The sequence below is a fragment of the Pantoea sp. B_9 genome (genome assembly GCF_008632015.1).
In the GTDB taxonomy this organism is placed as follows: Bacteria; Pseudomonadota; Gammaproteobacteria; order Enterobacterales; family Enterobacteriaceae; genus Pantoea; species Pantoea dispersa.
Map to the genome: position 1 here is coordinate 522,774 of NZ_VWVL01000002.1, position 17,433 is coordinate 540,206.

Consider the following 17,433-nt stretch of genomic DNA (forward strand, 5'->3'; position numbering starts at 1 on the left):
TGCCTCAGATTTTCACCAGCTTAACGGCGCATTTTTTGTAATCGGTCTGCTTCGACAGCGGATCGGTGGCGTCCAGCGTGATGTTGTTGGCCAGCACGCCGGCATCAAAGAACGGCATAAATACCAGCCCCTGCGGCGGCTGATTACGCCCGCGCGTTTCCACGGTGGCGAGGGTTTCGCCACGACGCGACACCACGCGCACCTTCTCACCGCGACGGAAACCGCGATCTTTGGCGTCCAGCGGATGGATATACAGCAGCGCCTGCGGCACCGCGCGGTGCAGTTCCGGCACGCGGCGCGTCATGGTGCCGGTGTGCCAGTGCTCCAGCACGCGACCGGTGCAGAACCACAGGTCATATTCGGCATCCGGCGCTTCCGCTGGCGGCTCGTACGGCAGGGCAAAAATGGTGGCTTTGCCGTCCGGCTTACCGTAAAAACGTACCCCCTCACCGGCTTTCACGTAGCTGTCGAAACCTTCACGATAGCGCCAGCGCGTCTCTTTGCCGTCCACTACCGGCCAGCGCAGACCGCGCGCCTCGTGATAGGTATCGAACGGTGCGAGATCGTGACCGTGACCGCGGCCAAAGCTGGCATACTCCTCGAACAGGCCTTTCTGAATATAGAAGCCGAACTCACGCGCTTCATCGTTGAGGCGGTCGTCGGCCACTTCGCTCAGCGGGAACTGATTCACCTGGCCGTTGGCATACAGCACGTCATAGAGGGTTTTGCCTTTCAGCTCAGGTTGCTGAGCAATCAGCGCCTCTGGCCACACGTCCTCAACGCGGAAGCGTTTGGCAAAGGTCACCAGCTGCCACAGATCCGATTTTGCCTCGCCCGGCGCTTTCACCTGCTGATGCCAGAACTGGGTACGGCGCTCGGCGTTGCCGTAGGCGCCCTCTTTCTCTACCCACATCGCCGTCGGCAGAATCAGGTCGGCAGACAGGGCGCTTACGGTCGGATACGGGTCGGATACCACGACAAAGTTGCGTGCATCGCGCCAGCCCGGCATGCGTTCCTGCGTCAGGTTCGGCCCGGCCTGCATGTTGTTGTTACACATCACCCAGTAGGCATTCAGCTTGCCATCTTTCAGCGCGCGATCCTGCGCCACGGCGTGCAGACCGACTTTGGCTGGCACCGTGCCCTGCGGCAGCTTCCACAGTTTTTCAGCTAAAGCGCGGTGTTTGTCATTGTTCACCACCATGTCGGCTGGCAGACGATGCGCAAACGTGCCCACTTCACGCGCGGTGCCACAGGCCGATGGCTGGCCGGTGAGCGAGAACGGTCCGGTGCCCGGACGGGAAATTTTGCCGGTCAGCAGGTGGATGTTGTAGCACAGGTTGTTCGCCCACACGCCGCGCGTATGCTGGTTGAAGCCCATGGTCCAGTAAGAGACCACCTTGACGTTCGGATCGGCGTACAGCTCCGCCAGCGCGATCAGCTGATCCTGCTCTACGCCGCTCATGGCGCTGGCTTTTTCCACCGTGTATTCCGCGACAAATTTCGCATATTCATCGAAGCTGATCGGCGTCGACTCGCCATTGTCCGGATTTTTCGCCGCCGCCTGCAGCGGATTGGTCGGGCGCAAACCGTAGCCGATATCCGTCACGCCTTTACGCAGCGTGACGTGATTCTGCAGGAAGGTTTTATCGACTTTGTTGTTCTGAATGATGTAGTTAGCGATGAAGTTGAGGATCGCCAGATCGCTCTGCGGCGTGAAGACGATGGCATTATCGGCCAGCTCGAAGCTGCGGTGGCGATAGGTCGACAGCACCGCCACTTTGACGTTGTCATTGCTGAGACGACGCGCGGTCAGGCGTGACCAGAGAATCGGGTGCATCTCGGCCATGTTCGATCCCCACAGCACAAACGCATCGGCCTGCTCGATATCATCGTAGCAGCCCATTGGTTCGTCCATGCCGAAGGTGCGCATAAAGCCCACCACCGCAGACGCCATGCAGTGGCGCGCGTTCGGATCGAGGTTGTTGGTGCGGAAGCCGGCTTTCATCAGCTTTGATGCAGCGTAACCTTCCCATACGGTCCACTGGCCGGAGCCAAACATGCCGACCGATTCCGGGCCGTTGGCTTTCAGCGCCGCCTTAAACTTCGCTTCCATGATGTCGAACGCCTGATCCCAGCTTACCGGGGTAAACTCGCCGTTCTTATCAAATTTGCCGTCGGTCATGCGCAGCAGCGGCTGGGTCAGACGATCTTTGCCGTACATGATCTTCGGCAGGAAGTAGCCTTTGATGCAGTTCAGACCGCGATTAACCTCCGCCTGCGGATCGCCCTGCGAGGCGACCACGCGGCCATTCTGCGTGCCGACCAGCACGCCACAGCCGGTGCCGCAAAACCGGCACGGCGCTTTTTCCCAGCGAATCGGCTCCGCCAGGCTGGTGGCCGCTTTGGTCACGGTCGGAATGGTGAGACCGGCAGCCGTTGCAGCAGCCGCCGCCGCATTGGCCTTCATAAAATCACGACGACTCAGGTTCATGATGCTTCCTTACAGGGTTCTTCAATTTCGTCTTGCTGGTGATAAACCAGCGATACCGCCAGCACATCCGGGATGTTGCGGGTGGCTTCAATGTTGCTCAGCAGCGTGGCGCTGTCGGCCGCGCCCAGCGTTAGCGCCAGCGTGCCGCGTGCGGCATCTTCCGCCGCGATGTCGCTGTCGGCAAAGTTCAGTAGCGCCTGCCGCACCGCCGCGATCGCGGTCGGACGTGCCTGAATCACCAGGCCACATACGTGCCAGCTGTCGTTATTCGTCATGATGCAGTCCTGTGGCTGAGACCGGACACGGCGCGATACAGGCGCCACAGCCGGTGCAGTGTTGCGGAAGGATTTCCGGCTGGCCGATGCCGTTGGGCATCAGACGAAAACGGATCGCCTGCTGCTCACAACTCTCCTGGCAGCTGCGACAGTTAACGCCGAGAAAAGCGATACAGCGGCTGTCGATGCGGATGCGCCGGCTAAAAGGTTCAGTGTCGCGCGGCTGAAACAGCGGCTGCGGGCAGACGTCGGCACAGGCAGCGCAAAAGGTGCATTCCCCCTGCAGAAAGTCGAGCTGCGGCGCTTCGCCAGCGGCGATGCGGATAATGCCGCTCTCGCAGGCTTCTACGCAGCGTCCACAGCCGTCACAGCCGCTCTCTCCCCGCCACCACGGCAACGCGATACCGCCGGCAGGCATGACGCGCTGCCCGGTAAAGAGTTCACGTCGCGACAGCGCCATCGGCTCACCTCAATGCGGGGATGTAGAGATGGTGCGTAAAATAACCTGAGGTTATGAAGGGCTATATCACCCGAAAGGTGTAATTCCCGATGCGGGATCAAGAGAAGGAGAATTGAAATAAAAACGGGGGCCGACTGGCCCCCGCAGGTGAGCATCGCTGCGATTAACGCGCGTTGTCTTCCGCCAGTTTAGGCGCCGCATCATCCTGATCGTCATGATGATGCTCGTGCTCTTTCATCGCTTCCGCCTGCACGCGCTTACGCACGCCAAACCAGCCGAGCACCAGCAGCACGGCAATCAGCGGAATTGAAGCAATGGTGTAAGTGCCGTTCGGGTAGTCAAACGCCATCAGCACCAGCACGCTCACCAGGAACAGCAGCGTCAGCCAGGAGGTGAACGGCGCCCACGGCAGCTTGAAGCTGACATCTTCCGCTTTGCCCTCTTTGATGGCTTTGCGCAGACGCATCTGGCACACCACGATGAACGCCCACGAGGAGATAATCCCCAGCGACGCCACGTTCAGGACGATCTCAAACACCTGCGACGGAACGTAATAGTTGAGCACTACGCCGATCACGTACACGCCGATGGTCACCAGGATACCGGCGTACGGCACCTGCTGCTTACTCATCTTCGACATGAACTGCGGCGCCGAGCCGCCCATCGACATTGAACGCAGAATACGTCCGGTAGAGTACAGGCCCGAGTTCAGGCTCGACAGCGCCGCGCTCAGCACCACGATGTTCATCACGCTGCCAATGTAGGGCACGCCCAGTTTGGAGAAGAAGGTGACGAACGGGCTTTGTCCGGCCTGATAGGCGTTCCACGGCAGCAGCAGTACCAGCAGCACCACGGAACCCACATAGAACAGGCCGATACGCCAGATCACGCTGTTAATGGCTTTCGGCAGCATGGTTTTCGGGTCTTTACACTCGCCCGCCGCCGTGCCCACCAGCTCAATCGAGGCGAAGGCGAACACCACGCCCTGCACCAGCACCAGCGCCGGCAGCAGACCGTGCGGGAACAGCCCGCCGTTGTCGGTGATCAGATGGAAGCCGGTGGTGTTGCCGTCCAGCGGTTTACCGCTGCCGAGGAACACCACGCCGACAATCAGGAACACCACGATGGCCAGCACTTTCACCAGCGCGAACCAGAATTCCATCTCGGCGAACCACTTCACGCCGATCATATTCATGGTGCCGACAATCGCCAGCGCGCCCAGCGCAAATACCCACTGCGGCACATCACCAAACGCGCCCCAGTAATGCATGTAAAGCGCCACCGCGGTGATATCAACGATTCCGGTCATCGCCCAGTTAACGAAATACATCCAGCCCGCGACGTAGGACGCTTTTTCCCCGAGGAATTCACGCGCGTACGAAACAAAGCTGCCGCTGGAAGGGCGATGCAACACCAGCTCGCCCAACGCACGGAGAATAAAGAAGGAGAAGATACCGCACACCAGATACACCAGTGCCAGTGCCGGACCGGCCATCTGCAGACGCGCGCCGGCACCGAGGAACAGACCGGTACCGATAGCGCCGCCAATGGCGATCATTTGTACCTGACGGTTACCCATCGCTTTGTGGTAACCCGTATCGTGAGAGTTAAGCCAGCGCCTTCTCGCAGCACGCTGTTCGGCTGGCGTTTTTTTAGTAGATTTCATAGCTTTCCTGTTTGTCCTGTCCATCAATCACCGCGTAACCAATCGATTGCGCCGGGCAGTGCGAAATGGGGTAAAACCGGCCCCTGAGCGGCGGAACGATGCCGCGCGGCGAGCCGGGAAATTACGGCGATGAATCCTACCCGTTCTGCATGAACGAAGCAAAATATACTGGCTGACTGCACGGGTTGATTTGTAATAATCCGTCGCGACGCACAAAAAAACCGGCCAGTGGGGTGGCCGGTAATCGGTGGCTACAGGAAAAAACTACCAGAGGGGAATAATGAAGGGCATTAACGGTAAATCTCGGCGCTGCCGCTCCACATGCTGGAATCGCCTGGATTCTGCATGCCAATGACGCGATAGTGGCTGGCGCCCATCTCTTCCGCTTTTTGCGACAGCTGACGGGTGGCGTCATCCAGCGAACCACGCACGCCGCTCACCGAAACAGTGCCGCTGCTTTGCAGGTCCTGGGTTTGTGCCTCGCTTAACGGCGAGGCGGCAAAGGTAGTAAACGATGCGCTGGCAAGCAGTGCAGCAGTCATTACGGCATAACGTGTCTTCATGAGGTGCTCCTGTTGTCGTGCGGGAAAAGGGTTACGCGTCATAGTATCGGCGAGCCAGTGCAAACCAGGCTGCGCGGGCGGTAAAGGCGTTCAATATTTCGCCAGCCAAACGCGGTTAATCCAGGGAAACGTAAACCGCGGTGAGTTTCTCTGGTAAAAGTAACCAGATGTGTCAATTTCGCGCTCGCACCCGCGCTGCGGCTGACTTATAATCCCCCGCTCTTGTAAGGGTTATTATTGTGATAGTGAAACGTCCCGTTACCCGCACCATCGCCCGCGCGCTCAGCGCGATTGTGCTGCTGTCGCTGTTAACCACCGGCCTGGCGCTGATGACGCTCTCCAGCAGTTTGCGCGATGCCGAAGCGGTGAATGTCGCCGGCTCGCTGCGCATGCAAATCTACCGGCTGGCGTGGGACAGCACGCGCGATCCGCAGCAGCTGGCGCACCATATGCAGCAATATCAGCAGACGCTGGAGTCACCGGCGCTGCAGCATCTGGAGCGTCCGTGGGTGCCGATTGAGGTCAGCAGCCGCTACCGCTATCTGCGCGACAGTTGGCCGGTACTGCAGGAGACGCTGCTGCCGGCGCGGGCGCAGGTATACCAGCAGCGCGTGGCGGGCTACGTCAGCGAGATTGACCGCTTCGTGCTGGCGGTGCAGCACTACGCCGAGCTGAAAATGCATCTGGTGGCCGCCAGCAGTCTGTTTGGCTTTCTGGCGATTGTCGCGCTGGCGCTGTGGAGCATTGGCTTTATTCGCCGCAACGTGGTGCGTCCGCTCGATTCGCTGGTCACCGCCAGTCAGTACGTCGAGCAGGCCAACTTCAGTTTTCCGCCGCTTTCCGTGCATCAGCCCAACGAGCTGGGCGTGCTGGCGCAGGCGTTTACCACCATGGCGGAGCGACTGCATTCACACTATCGCCTGCTGGAGTGCGCGGTACGCAATAAAACCGAAGATTTAACCCAGGCCAACCGCACGCTGTCGCTGCTGTATGAAAGCTCGCAGATTCTCACCGGCAGCCCGCTCAATCCCGAGCTGTTTCAGGGTCTGCTGCGGCTGGTGCAGCGGCGGGAAGCGCTGGAGGTGCTGCAAATCGCCAGCGAAGATATCGCTTTCCAGGCCGGCGTGCCCGCCGACGATCTCAGCTGGCAGCGGCTGCCGCTGCAGCAGGAAGAGCAGCGCCTCGGCGAACTGTGCTGGCAAACCCGCCGCGCGCCGCCGGCCGATGAGCTGATGCACAGCCTGGCCAACATGCTGGCGCGTGCACTGTGGATCTGGCAGACGCAGAAGCAGTATCAGCAAATGTTGCTGATTGAAGAGCGCGCCACCATTGCGCGCGAGCTGCACGATTCGCTGGCGCAGTCGCTCTCTTTTCTGCGTATCCAGCTGACGCTGCTGCGGCGTAATGTCGATAGCAGCCAGCCGCAGGCACAGGCGATCATCGCCGATTTTGATCGCGCGCTGGCCGAGGCGTATCAGCAGCTGCGCGAGCTGCTCACCACCTTCCGCCTGAGCATTGAACAGGCCGATTTAGTGCAGGCGATGCAGGCGATGATCGCCCCGCTGCAGGAGCAGTCGCAGGCGGCGATTACCTTTGACTATCAGCCTGGCCTGCAAACGCTGGATGCCCAGCAGCAGGTGCACGTGCTGCAGATTGCACGCGAGGCGCTGCTCAATGCAATTCGTCACGCGCAGGCGCAGCAGATTCAGATTCGCTATCAGCGTGTCGCTGATGATGAGCACCTGCTGACCATCGAAGATGACGGCTGCGGTATCAATAGCGTAGAAGAGCCGCCGGGCCACTACGGGCTAACCATCATGGCCGAGCGCGCGGCGCGTCTCGCCGGCAGCTTACTGATTACCCCGCAGGCGCAGGGCACCTGCGTCACGCTGCGTTTTCCCGCCCGCCCCGCGCACCGGCTGGCTTAACGCATTACACTTAGCAAATGGATTGAAACTCTGGAGAACCTATGGCTCACCCTTCCCTGTCTATTATGATCGTTGACGATCATCCGCTGATGCGTCGCGGTATCCGCCAGTTGCTGGCGCTGGAACCGCGTCTGGAAGTGGTGGCTGAGGCGAATAACGGTACCGAAGCACTGGCCGAAGCGCGCCGTCTGGCACCGGATGTGATTCTGCTCGATCTGAATATGAAGGGCATGTCCGGGCTGGATACGCTGAAAGCGCTGCGCCACGAGGGCGTCGCGGCACGCATTCTGGTACTGACAGTGTCCGACGCGCGCAGCGATATTTACGCCATGGTGGATGCCGGTGCCGATGGCTATCTGCTTAAAGACAGCGAACCGGAACTGCTGCTGGCGCAGGTAATGCGCGGCGCACAGGGCGAGAACGTGTTCAGCGAGGTGGTGGCAGAATATCTGGCGACCCGCCAGCCCAGCGCTAATCCGTTCAGACAGCTGACCGAGCGCGAGCTGGATGTGTTGCAGGAAGTGGCGCGCGGCTTATCCAACAAAGAGATTGCCGCCACGCTGCATATTTCGGAAGAAACGGTAAAGGTGCACATCCGCAACCTGCTACGTAAGCTCGACGTCCGTTCCCGCGTTGCGGCAACGGTGCTGTGGCTGGAGAGTCGCAATGTGTGAGTGCGCACATAAAGCTGCTGCGACTTTTACACTTTCTCCATAATTTATCCACGATTCCCTAATTTGCCCCGCGTACAGTAAGCAGCAACCGGAGTTTTCAGGATCGCCCTTGCACTCCGCCAGCGTGAAGCGCAGCGTGCGGCACGCTTTTACTAATAACAAGTACAAAGTACGCAGCTGAGGAGTGTCGGTTTCATGTCGAACTTTTTTATCGACCGCCCCATTTTTGCCTGGGTGCTGGCTATTTTGCTGTGCCTGTGTGGTACGCTGGCCATTATCTCGCTGCCGGTGGAACAGTATCCGGATCTCGCGCCGCCTAACGTGCGCATCACCGCCAACTATCCCGGCGCATCCGCGCAGACGCTGGAAAACACCGTCACCCAGGTTATCGAGCAGAATATGACGGGGATCGATAACCTGATGTACATGTCCTCGAACAGCAGCAATACCGGCCAGGCGCAGATCACCCTCACCTTTACCGCCGGCACTAACCCGGATGAAGCGCGGCAACAGGTACAGAATCAGCTGCAGAGCGCGCTGCGCAAGCTGCCGGCGGCGGTGCAGTCGCAGGGCGTCACGGTAAACAAAACCGGCGACAGCAACATTCTGATGATTGCCTTTGTCTCCACCGACGGTAGCATGGATAAACAGGATATTGCCGATTACGTTGCCAGTAACATTCAGGATCCGCTCAGCCGCATCGACGGCGTCGGCCAGGTCGATGCCTACGGCTCGCAATACGCGATGCGCATCTGGCTCGATCCCAACAAGCTGATTAACTACGCGCTAACCACCGACGATGTGGTCAGCGCCATCGAATCACAGAACACCCAGGTGGCGGTCGGCCAGGTCGGCGGGTTGCCGTCGGTGGACAAACAGGCGCTGAACGCCACGGTTAACGCCCAGTCGATGCTACAGACGCCCGCGCAGTTTCGCGCCATTACGCTGAAAACCAACACCGACGGTTCAGTGGTGACGCTCGGCGACGTGGCCACCATCGCCATGGGCGCCGAAAAGTATGACTTTCTGAGCCGCTATAACGGCCAGCCGGCCTCCGGTCTCGGCATCAAGCTGGCCTCCGGCGCTAACGAGATGAACACCGACAAGCTGGTGCGCGCCCGTGTTGCTGAACTGGCGCAATACTTCCCGCACGGGCTGGAAGCCAAAGTGGCGTTTGAAACCACACCGTTCGTCAAAGCCTCCATTAAGGACGTGGTGAAAACCCTGCTGGAAGCGATTCTGCTGGTGTTTCTGGTGATGTACCTGTTCCTGCAAAACTTCCGCGCCACGCTGATCCCCACCATTGCTGTGCCGGTGGTGCTGCTCGGCACCTTTGCAGTGCTGTACGCCTGCGGCTTCAGTATTAACACCCTGACCATGTTCGCCATGGTGCTGGCCATCGGGCTGCTGGTGGATGATGCCATCGTGGTGGTGGAAAACGTCGAGCGCATCATGAGCGAAGAGGGATTATCGCCGCGGGCCGCCACGCGTAAATCGATGGGGCAGATTCAGGGCGCGCTGGTGGGCATCGCGCTGGTGCTGTCCGCGGTGTTTGTGCCGATGGCGTTCTTTGGCGGCACCGTGGGCGCTATCTATCGCCAGTTCTCCATCACCATTGTCTCAGCGATGGTGCTGTCGGTGCTGGTGGCGATGATTCTGACGCCCGCGCTGTGCTCCACGCTGCTCAAACCGCTGGCGCAGGGCCAGCACCATGGCCGGCGCGGCTTTTTCGGCTGGTTTAACCGTCACTTCAATGCCAGCGCCGAACGCTACGAGCGCGGCGTAGCGCGCATTCTGCTGAAGAGCGGCCGCTGGCTGCTGCTCTACCTGGCGATTATCGGCGTGATGGCGTTCCTGTTTATTCGTCTGCCTACCTCCTTCCTGCCGCTGGAAGATCGCGGCGTATTTCTTACTCAGGTACAGCTGCCGCCGGGCTCGACGCTGCAGCAAACCTCGCAGGTGGTGGCAAAGGTTGAGGATTATTACCTGACTGCCGAGAAGGACAATGTACTGTCGGTATTCTCCACCATCGGTGCTGGTCCGGGCGGCAACGGACAAAACGTGGCACGCCTGTTTGTGCGCCTGAAGGACTGGGAGCAGCGGCCAGGTCGCGATCGCACCTCGTTTGCCATCATCGATCGCGCCACCGCAGCCTTCAAAAAGATTAAAGAGGCACGCGTCATCGCCAGCAGTCCACCGGCGATCACCGGCATGGGCAGCTCCTCCGGCTTTGATATGGAGTTGCAGGATCACGGCGGCATCGGGCATACCGAGCTGATGGCGATGCGCGATCGGCTGCTGGCGCTGGCCGACAACAATCCGGCGCTGTCGCGCGTGCGCCACAACGGGCTCGACGACAGCCCACAGCTGCAGATTGATGTCGACCAGCGCAAAGCGCAGGCGCTCGGCGTGTCGCTGGATACCATCAACGACACCCTGACCACCGCCTGGGGCTCAACCTACGTGAATGATTTTCTCGATCGCGGCCGCGTGAAGAAGGTCTACGTCCAGGCGGCACCGGAGTTCCGCATGCTGCCGGGCGACATCAACAAATGGTATGTGCGCAACAACAGCGGCGGCATGGTGCCGTTCTCTGCCTTCGCCACCAGCCACTGGGAGACCGGTTCACCGCGTCTTGAACGCTATAACGGCTATTCGTCGCTGGAGATTGTCGGCGAGGCGGCTAACGGCGTCAGCAGCGGCACGGCGATGGATGAGATGGAGAAACTGGTGGCGCAGCTGCCGCTCGGCGTTGGCTTCCAGTGGACCGGTGCCTCCTATCAGGAGCGTCTCTCCGGCTCGCAGGCGCCGGCGCTGTATGCGATTTCGCTGCTGGTGGTGTTCCTGTGCCTCGCGGCGCTGTACGAGAGCTGGTCGATTCCGTTCTCGGTGATGCTGGTGGTGCCGCTGGGCGTGGTGGGCGCGCTGGTCGCCACCTGGCTGCGCGGACTGGAGAATGACGTCTACTTTCAGGTCGGCCTGCTGACGGTGATTGGCCTGTCGGCGAAGAATGCGATCCTGATCGTCGAGTTCGCCAATGAGATCAACAGCAAAGGGCGTGAACTGCTGGAGTCGACGCTGGAGGCATCGCGGCAGCGCCTGCGGCCGATTCTGATGACGTCGCTGGCCTTTATTTTCGGCGTGCTGCCGATGGCGATCAGCAGCGGTGCCGGTTCCGGCAGCCAGCATGCGGTCGGTACTGGCGTGATGGGCGGCATGATCTCCGCCACGGTACTGGCGATCTTCTTTGTGCCGCTGTTCTTTGTGCTGGTGCGCCGCCGCTTCCCGCTGCGGGCAAAGCCGCACGACTGAGGCTAACTCCGGGCAAATAAAAAGCCGCCATGATGAATGGCGGCTTTATTGATGTGTGCGGTAAGAATAACAGCAAGTTGGGAAGTGCCCTGCTTTTCTCTTCACGAATTACTTACGTAACATCGCTTCGATAAATTCTTTCCAGTTCCCCAGTTCGTGTTCAACCATAATACCCTCTCTTCTTGTAGTGGCGATTTTACGCCGTTTTTTTCTACAGGTGAATACGTTTCCACCTCTCATCACTATCGGCAACTACCGCAGAAAGCTTGAATTTGCCGAAACTGCGGACTGACGCACATTTCAGCAACCTGTTAATGCGGCTCATAAAAGCGCGGACTTAATCCGCCAGGCCCGTTTTTGCCGTCTAAGATAATTCTTAGAGCACTAATGATGCCGCAGGCGACAATTTCGCAGGTAAGTGAAAGCGTTTACTGGCCCTGATTAGCGGCGTTTATTGGCGTCGCGGCGAGATGAAAAACAGCGCTGCCACGCGTCTGACCTCACAGCCCACGGCGCGCTATGGTAAACTCGCGCTTTATTTAACACAGGACGGGAATACGCGATGACAGCGCAGTGGGTGATGTACGGAATTAAGAATTGCGACACCATAAAAAAAGCACGCAACTATTTGAGCACTTCCGGCATCGACTTTCATTTTCATGATTATCGCGCTGACGGGCTGGATGCGGCGCTGCTGCAATCCTTTATCGACCAGCTGGGGTATGACGTGCTGCTGAACACGCGCGGCACCACCTGGCGTCAGTTGCCGGAAGCGGAACGCGATGCCATCCGCGATGCGGCCAGCGCCAAAGCGCTGATGCTGGCGCACCCGGCGCTGATCAAACGTCCGGTGCTGGCGGCGCCAGACGGTACATTGCTGGTGGGTTTCAAAGAACCCGTTTATCACGCCTTTATCCAGGAGAAGTCATAACATGTTCTGTCCGGTTATTGAGCTGGCTCAGCAGCTTATTCGTCGCCCCTCGCTTAGTCCGGATGACGCCGGTTGCCAGGCCATGTTAATTGCGCGCCTGGAGGCGATTGGTTTCCACGTCGAGCCGATGCACATTGGCGATACGCTTAACTTCTGGGCCACGCGCGGCCAGGGCGAAACGCTGGCTTTTGCCGGGCACACCGATGTGGTGCCGCCGGGCGATGCCAACCGCTGGATCAGCCCGCCGTTTGAACCTTCGATTCGCGACGGCATGCTGTTTGGCCGTGGCGCTGCAGACATGAAAGGCTCGCTGGCGGCGATGGTGGTGGCGGCCGAGCGCTTCGTTGCTGCTCATCCCAATCATGCTGGCCGGCTGGCGTTTCTCATCACTTCCGATGAAGAAGCCAGCGCCGTCAACGGGACGGTAAAAGTGGTTGAGCGCCTGATGGCGCGCAACGAACGCATGGATTACTGCCTCGTCGGCGAACCGTCGAGCACCGAAGTGGTCGGCGACGTGGTGAAGAATGGCCGTCGCGGCTCCATGACCGCCAATCTGACCATTCACGGCGTGCAGGGCCACGTGGCGTATCCGCATCTGGCTGATAACCCGGTACATCGCGCAATGCCGGCGCTCAACGAGCTGGTGGCGACCGAGTGGGATCAGGGCAATGAGTTCTTCCCGCCGACCAGCATGCAGATCGCCAACGTGCAGGCGGGAACCGGCAGTAACAATGTGATCCCCGGCGAGTTTTTCGTGCAGTTTAACTTCCGCTTCAGCACCGAACTGACCGATCAGATGATCAAAGATCGCGTGGCGGCGCTGCTCGATCGCCACCAGCTGCGCTACACGCTGGAGTGGAATGTGTCCGGTCAGCCATTCCTGACTTCACGCGGCAAGCTGGTGGATGCGGTCGTCAACGCCGTGGCGCACTATAATGAGATCAAGCCGCAGCTGTTAACCACCGGCGGCACCTCTGACGGGCGCTTTATTGCCCGCATGGGCGCGCAGGTGGTGGAGCTCGGCCCGGTGAATGCCACTATTCATAAGATCAATGAGTGCGTGAAAGCCTCGGATTTGCAGCTGCTGAGCCGGATGTATCAGCGCATTATGGAACAGCTGATCGCCTGATGGCACCTTGAAGGAGAAACCTCATGGAATGGTTAAAAGAGTACTGGTGGGTGATTGTGATTCTGCTGATGGTGGGCGTGCTGATGAACGTCTATAAAGACCTGAAGCGCATCGATCATAAAAAATATATGGATAACAAACCGGATCTGCCACCGCATCGCGATTTCAACGATAAGTGGGACGATGACGACGACTGGCCGAAGAAGAAGTAGTCGCCGCCGATCGTTTAGCGTACAAGGTCGCCCTGCACGGCGACCTTTGTTTTATGGCGCGCCGGTCTCACACCATCATCACCACATCGTCGTCGCCCGGCTTCGCCCCGCTCAGCGCCTCATCAAAATAGCGGCGCGGCACGGTATAGCGCAGGTGATTCAGCGCCAGCTGCATGCTGCGTTCATCAATTGCGTGCGGCAGATCGTCAACGATATCCAGCGTCACATCGCCGCCCAGCGCAGTTAAGCGCTGCATCGCCGCTTCCGCATGCTGCATCGGCACCTGCTCGTCATAATCGCCGTGAATCAGGTGGATAGTGTTGCGCGTGCTGGCCTGCTCCGGCAGCGTGACGTAGCGGCCGCTAAAGGCCACCACGCGTCCCGCCAGATCCGGCTGGGCTTTTACGCCTTCCAGCACCATGGTGCCGCCCTGCGAAAAACCGACCAGCGCGGTGGCTTCCGGCCGCACGCCGCTCTGCTGCTGCCAGTGACGCACCGACTCGACAAAGGACGGCATCACCGCATCCACGCCCTGCTGCTGCGAGCGGTCGTGTTCCGGTATCTCGGCATACCACTGGCGGCCCTGCGGCGCGCTGGCCGGATAAGGTGCGCCCACCGACACCACCTGCGCCTGCGGAAACGCCTGCGCGAACCAGCTGCCAATCTGCGCCATCGAATCGGGGTTGTCGTTCACGCCGTGATACAGCAAAAACAGCTGCGCGGCGTTGTCCGGTTGCTGAACAATTACATATCGTAGTGCCATAACGTCCTCCTCAAATCACTATACGCCGCTGACGGCAAAGTGATATTGGGAAAATTTGAACGAGATAATGGATTTATTGCAATGTGCCGAGGCGCTGCTGCCAGTGCTGCGCGGCAGCGGCATCCAGCATGATGAGTGCGTCAGCCGCCTCCGCGCGCAGCCTGAGCATCAGCGTTTTACGCCCGCTCACGCCGGCCAGCCGTGCCGCTTCACTCAGCGTTTGTTTTTGTTGCAGTATGGCACATAGCAACGGTGGCGATGCGACACCCGCCAGCCGCTGCAGCGCCGGATAGCTGGCTTCATAGGGCCGCTGCGCCCAGGCAAACGCGGCCAGCAGCGGCCAGTCGTCGGCGCTGAGGGATTGATGGTCGGTGGACGACAGGGTCAGCGGCACCGCGATCAGCTTTTGCAGCCACGGCCAGTCGCGCGCCAGACGCTGCGCGGCGCGCTGCTGCAGGGCTTCACCGGCTGGCGTCAGCGCACAAATCGCCATCGCCGCATAGCAACCGCTGCTGGCTTCGCGCTGTGAACCGATACGCACCAGGGTAAAGCCGCAGGCGCGCCAGAACTGCCACAGCGCTGCGGTGTAGCCAAAGCTCACCGACAGATAATCCGCGCCCTGTGCCTGCTGCCGCGCCGTCGCCACCAGCGCGCGACCGATGCCGCGCTGGCGCTGCGCGGCCTGCACGGCGATGCGGCTGATGCGCAGCGAACGTAACGTCGCCGCTTCAGTAAAACCGGCATGTGCCGCTAATGACTGCGCCACCAGATTGCCGCGCGGACGACGTAAGCCAGCCCATACCGCCTGCGCCAGCGCAGCATCCAGTCCGCCCTCTTCCACCAGCCACAGCGCGCCGGTGACCTGCTGCGGCTGCCCGGCCAGCCAGAAATGCATGCCGGGCGCATCCAGCATACGTCGCAGATCGAGCGGGGAGGTGCGATAGTGGGCGCTCGCCAGCAGACGATAGCCAGCCTGTAAGGCGTCGGCGTGCTGCGCGGGCGTAGCGGCAAAAATTGCTGTCTGCGCGGGTGCGTCGCAGGCTTCGGCCTCTGCAAACAGCAGCGCCGCACTCAGCCACTGCTCCAGCGGATCCTGCGCCGACCAGCGCAGCGGCTCATCCAGCTGGAAGTAGCGCACCTGCGGCAGCGTGGCGCAGAAGCGCAGCATGAAACCGCGCCCGGTACCTTCGTAGCCCTGCACCGTGGTGGTCAGCAGAACGCGCGGAAAACGCTGCACCAGCTGCTGTAACAGCGGCGCGGGGATGGCCGCGGCCTCATCCACAATCAGCCATTCTGCCAGCGGCTGAGCCTCCTGCGGCTGAGCGAGAATCGCATCCGGGGCCATAAAGTTAAACTGCTCAGCGGCGAACTGCGCCAGCACCTCCGTCGCGGCTTTGGCCGGCGCCGTCACCAGCGCGCTTTGCGTCTGGCGCGCCAGCATCCCCGCCAGTGCCGATTTGCCGCGACCGCGCGGGGCGATGCTCACCGCGACACCGGGCGGCATGGCGCACAGCTGGCGGACAATCTGCGCCTGCTGCTCGGGGGCGCGACACTGCCACGGCGCGAAGGGCTGCGGCGACGGCAGGCGTGGCGTCTGATGCTGACGCAGCAGCATCACCTGCGCATCCTGCAGGATCTGCTGTTGCAGATGGTGGATGAAATGCGGCGTGGCGATGGGCTGGTCGACATCGGCCCAGCGCAGGCTGTCGCGATCGGGCTGCGCCGGCCAGGCGTTCCAGTCAGGCGTCAGTAACAGCAGCCAGCTGCCGGCCCGCAGCGTCCCGGCCAGCGCAGCGAACGCTTCCGCGTGAAAGCCGTGGCGCGCATCGAAAATGGCATGCCGGAATTCCCGGCCCAGCAGGGTACGCAGCGCTGCAGGCGCGATGCGCTGCGGGAAGTCATCGCTGTCGCTGACCGTTAACCAGTCACCGGGCAGTGCGGCCTGCCATGTGGCCGCCTCATGGCGCGCCCAGCCAGCTTCACCGGCTATCACGCACAGACGGCGGATACCGGCTTGCTGCATCGCCGCCGTCAGTTCAGCGTGCAACATCAGTTACTGGCGAAGGTATTGCACTGGCCCGGATTGCCGCTGTCAAAACCGCGTTTGAACCAGGTGTAGCGCTGCTGTGAGGTGCCGTGAGTGAAGCTGTCCGGCACTACGCGCCCCTGACTTTGCTGCTGCAGACGATCGTCGCCAATCGCCTCGGCGGCGTTCAGCGCTTCCTGCAAATCGCCCACCTCAAGAATGTTTTCCTGCTGCATATAGTGACCCCAGACGCCAGCAAAGCAGTCCGCCTGCAGCTCCATCTTCACCGACAGCTGGTTCACCTGCGCCTGCGTGGCGCCCTGCTGCATCTGGCGCACTTTGGGTTCGATACCCAGCAGTTTCTGCACGTGATGCCCCACTTCGTGGGCGATGACGTAACCCTGGGCAAAATCACCCCCGGCTCCGAGTTTGGTTTTCATGTCGTCATAGAAGGAGAGATCGATATACACCGTCTGATCGGCCGGGCAGTAGAACGGCCCCATTGCCGACTGGCCGGTACCGCAGTTAGTGCGCGTCGCACCGCGATACATCACCAGCTTTGGCGGTGCGTATTGTTTGCCCATCTGCTGGAACAGTTTGCCCCAGGTATCTTCGGTGGTGGCGAGGATTACCGAGGTGAATTTGGCCGCCTCGTTATCCTGCGCCGAATTGACCTGACGCTGCTGCTGTTGCGACACCGGTGCGCCGCCTTCCAGCAGCGCGGTGAGGTCGTAGCCGTAATAGCCAGCGACCGCGACCACAATCAGCAGAATAATGCCGCCCTTGCCGCGCGGCAGACGAATCTGGCGTCCGCCAGAACTAAAACCCGGCGAATCGCCGCGACGATCTTCCACATTGTCGCTTTCACGACGCCCTTGCCAGCGCATGGCCTGCTCCTGTTATCAATGACTTTTGCATGATTTTAGTTGGCGGCAGAGGTTAGTACCAGCAATGCAATGCCAGCGCAGCGAGATTGCGCGCAGGGCGCAGTGTGAAGGCCGTA

At 60.5% G+C, this 17,433-nt stretch carries 15 protein-coding genes; 6 read left to right on the forward strand and 9 right to left on the reverse strand.

What is annotated here, in order from left to right; genetic code table 11:
- Nucleotides 1–4: 4 nt before the first annotated feature.
- From napA to F3I21_RS09320, 5 genes are all read right to left on the reverse strand, one after another.
- Nucleotides 5–2,491, reverse strand: coding sequence for a nitrate reductase catalytic subunit NapA (napA, locus tag F3I21_RS09300; protein ID WP_104094115.1), 2,487 nt, complete (start codon nt 2,489–2,491; stop codon nt 5–7).
- Nucleotides 2,488–2,766 (reverse strand): chaperone NapD, encoded by a 279-nt coding sequence (locus F3I21_RS09305; RefSeq protein ID WP_021508051.1) that lies wholly within the window; start codon nt 2,764–2,766, stop codon nt 2,488–2,490. Before F3I21_RS09305 ends, napA begins: the two co-directional genes overlap by 4 nt.
- The gene (napF, locus tag F3I21_RS09310) at nt 2,756–3,226 is read right to left on the reverse strand and encodes a ferredoxin-type protein NapF (RefSeq protein WP_058775675.1); all 471 of its coding nucleotides are present in this window, start codon (nt 3,224–3,226) and stop codon (nt 2,756–2,758) included. The genes F3I21_RS09305 and napF overlap by 11 nt, the downstream gene beginning before the upstream one ends.
- A gap of 163 nt (nt 3,227–3,389) precedes the next feature.
- The gene (ansP, locus tag F3I21_RS09315; RefSeq protein WP_141496604.1) at nt 3,390–4,892 is read right to left on the reverse strand and encodes an L-asparagine permease; all 1,503 of its coding nucleotides are present in this window, start codon (nt 4,890–4,892) and stop codon (nt 3,390–3,392) included.
- Nucleotides 4,893–5,182: 290 nt separating this feature from the next.
- A complete protein-coding gene (locus F3I21_RS09320; protein WP_058770823.1) occupies nt 5,183–5,455 on the reverse strand; it encodes a DUF1471 domain-containing protein in 273 nt (90 codons plus the stop codon).
- Between the two features lie 239 nt (nt 5,456–5,694).
- Here F3I21_RS09320 and narQ point away from each other — a divergent pair, with 239 nt between their 5' ends.
- The 3 genes from narQ (at nt 5,695) to acrD (ending at nt 11,369) form a co-directional block, all read left to right on the forward strand.
- Nucleotides 5,695–7,383 carry a nitrate/nitrite two-component system sensor histidine kinase NarQ gene (gene narQ / locus F3I21_RS09325; protein ID WP_150058740.1) on the forward strand — a complete coding sequence of 563 codons (1,689 nt, stop codon included), beginning with the start codon at nt 5,695–5,697 and terminating at the stop codon, nt 7,381–7,383.
- Between the two features lie 41 nt (nt 7,384–7,424).
- On the forward strand, nt 7,425–8,057 hold the full coding sequence (locus F3I21_RS09330; RefSeq protein ID WP_058758331.1) for a response regulator: 633 nt from the start codon (nt 7,425–7,427) through the stop codon (nt 8,055–8,057).
- 195 nt (nt 8,058–8,252) lie between these two features.
- Nucleotides 8,253–11,369 carry a multidrug efflux RND transporter permease AcrD gene (acrD, locus tag F3I21_RS09335; RefSeq protein WP_021508044.1) on the forward strand — a complete coding sequence of 1,039 codons (3,117 nt, stop codon included), beginning with the start codon at nt 8,253–8,255 and terminating at the stop codon, nt 11,367–11,369.
- 108 nt (nt 11,370–11,477) lie between these two features.
- Here acrD and ypfM read toward each other — a convergent pair whose 3' ends face one another.
- Nucleotides 11,478–11,609, reverse strand: a complete 132-nt coding sequence (gene ypfM / locus F3I21_RS23575) for a protein YpfM (protein WP_211072994.1) — start codon at nt 11,607–11,609, stop codon at nt 11,478–11,480.
- A 322-nt stretch (nt 11,610–11,931) separates the two neighbouring features.
- Between ypfM and F3I21_RS09345 the strand changes: the two genes are divergently transcribed.
- The 3 genes from F3I21_RS09345 to F3I21_RS09355 are packed head-to-tail and all read left to right on the forward strand — an operon-like array spanning nt 11,932 to nt 13,641.
- Nucleotides 11,932–12,300, forward strand: coding sequence for an ArsC family reductase (locus F3I21_RS09345; RefSeq protein ID WP_021508043.1), 369 nt, complete (start codon nt 11,932–11,934; stop codon nt 12,298–12,300).
- A 1-nt stretch (nt 12,301) separates the two neighbouring features.
- Nucleotides 12,302–13,429 (forward strand): succinyl-diaminopimelate desuccinylase, encoded by a 1,128-nt coding sequence (gene dapE / locus F3I21_RS09350; protein ID WP_010617581.1) that lies wholly within the window; start codon nt 12,302–12,304, stop codon nt 13,427–13,429.
- 23 nt (nt 13,430–13,452) lie between these two features.
- Nucleotides 13,453–13,641 (forward strand): YpfN family protein, encoded by a 189-nt coding sequence (locus F3I21_RS09355; RefSeq protein ID WP_021508042.1) that lies wholly within the window; start codon nt 13,453–13,455, stop codon nt 13,639–13,641.
- Between the two features lie 67 nt (nt 13,642–13,708).
- Here F3I21_RS09355 and ypfH read toward each other — a convergent pair whose 3' ends face one another.
- From ypfH to F3I21_RS09370, 3 genes are all read right to left on the reverse strand, one after another.
- Nucleotides 13,709–14,404 carry an esterase gene (ypfH, locus tag F3I21_RS09360; RefSeq protein WP_021508041.1) on the reverse strand — a complete coding sequence of 232 codons (696 nt, stop codon included), beginning with the start codon at nt 14,402–14,404 and terminating at the stop codon, nt 13,709–13,711.
- A 73-nt stretch (nt 14,405–14,477) separates the two neighbouring features.
- The gene (locus tag F3I21_RS09365; RefSeq protein ID WP_150058741.1) at nt 14,478–16,454 is read right to left on the reverse strand and encodes a tRNA(Met) cytidine acetyltransferase TmcA; all 1,977 of its coding nucleotides are present in this window, start codon (nt 16,452–16,454) and stop codon (nt 14,478–14,480) included.
- Nucleotides 16,454–17,317 (reverse strand): neutral zinc metallopeptidase, encoded by an 864-nt coding sequence (locus tag F3I21_RS09370; RefSeq protein ID WP_021506607.1) that lies wholly within the window; start codon nt 17,315–17,317, stop codon nt 16,454–16,456. Before F3I21_RS09370 ends, F3I21_RS09365 begins: the two co-directional genes overlap by 1 nt.
- Between the last annotated feature and the right edge of the window lie 116 nt (nt 17,318–17,433).

Excerpts from the sequence above, each read along its gene's own strand:
- napA (WP_104094115.1), bottom strand. The coding sequence starts at position 2,491 with ATGAACCTGAGTCGTCGTGATTTTATGAAGGCCAATGCGGCGGCGGCT.
- F3I21_RS09305 (WP_021508051.1), bottom strand. The coding sequence starts at position 2,766 with ATGACGAATAACGACAGCTGGCACGTATGTGGCCTGGTGATTCAGGCA.
- napF (WP_058775675.1), bottom strand. The coding sequence starts at position 3,226 with ATGGCGCTGTCGCGACGTGAACTCTTTACCGGGCAGCGCGTCATGCCT.
- ansP (WP_141496604.1), bottom strand. The coding sequence starts at position 4,892 with ATGAAATCTACTAAAAAAACGCCAGCCGAACAGCGTGCTGCGAGAAGG.
- F3I21_RS09320 (WP_058770823.1), bottom strand. The coding sequence starts at position 5,455 with ATGAAGACACGTTATGCCGTAATGACTGCTGCACTGCTTGCCAGCGCA.
- F3I21_RS09330 (WP_058758331.1), top strand. The coding sequence starts at position 7,425 with ATGGCTCACCCTTCCCTGTCTATTATGATCGTTGACGATCATCCGCTG.
- acrD (WP_021508044.1), top strand. The coding sequence starts at position 8,253 with ATGTCGAACTTTTTTATCGACCGCCCCATTTTTGCCTGGGTGCTGGCT.
- ypfM (WP_211072994.1), bottom strand. The coding sequence starts at position 11,609 with ATGAGAGGTGGAAACGTATTCACCTGTAGAAAAAAACGGCGTAAAATC.
- F3I21_RS09345 (WP_021508043.1), top strand. The coding sequence starts at position 11,932 with ATGACAGCGCAGTGGGTGATGTACGGAATTAAGAATTGCGACACCATA.
- dapE (WP_010617581.1), top strand. The coding sequence starts at position 12,302 with ATGTTCTGTCCGGTTATTGAGCTGGCTCAGCAGCTTATTCGTCGCCCC.
- F3I21_RS09355 (WP_021508042.1), top strand. The coding sequence starts at position 13,453 with ATGGAATGGTTAAAAGAGTACTGGTGGGTGATTGTGATTCTGCTGATG.
- ypfH (WP_021508041.1), bottom strand. The coding sequence starts at position 14,404 with ATGGCACTACGATATGTAATTGTTCAGCAACCGGACAACGCCGCGCAG.
- F3I21_RS09365 (WP_150058741.1), bottom strand. The coding sequence starts at position 16,454 with ATGTTGCACGCTGAACTGACGGCGGCGATGCAGCAAGCCGGTATCCGC.
- F3I21_RS09370 (WP_021506607.1), bottom strand. The coding sequence starts at position 17,317 with ATGCGCTGGCAAGGGCGTCGTGAAAGCGACAATGTGGAAGATCGTCGC.